Origin of the sequence: Vallitalea maricola (assembly GCF_036985595.1) — a bacterium.
GTDB classification, from domain to species: Bacteria; Bacillota; Clostridia; order Lachnospirales; family Vallitaleaceae; genus Vallitalea; species Vallitalea maricola.
In genome coordinates this window covers 1-253 of record NZ_BTPU01000155.1, presented here as the reverse complement: position 1 = coordinate 253, position 253 = coordinate 1, and the positions used below count along the sequence as shown (strand labels likewise).

Genomic DNA, 253 nt, shown 5'->3' with positions numbered 1-253 from the left:
AACGCTTGGATAAAGCCGGTTATGTTGGATTAGTGGCAGCTGCATTGGCTCTTGTAGGTTTTATTCATTCGCCATCCTTGGGAATAAGCTTAAACCCTTATTTCTACGGTTATCTAATAATGGGTATCATATGTATTGTACTCAATCTATTTAAAGGGAGTTTCACTGTGCCTGATGACTATGACTATATTTAATAATTAAGAATTACATAAATGACTATAATTAACATAAAAAGACTTGGAGATTTTATTTC

1 protein-coding gene is annotated in these 253 nt (G+C 32.8%); it reads left to right on the top strand.

From position 1 onward, the window contains the following. Positions 1-194: hypothetical protein (locus AACQ14_RS23700; RefSeq protein ID WP_423248007.1), on the top strand; the 194-nt coding region annotated here is incomplete at its 5' end. Positions 195-253: the final 59 nt, after the last annotated feature.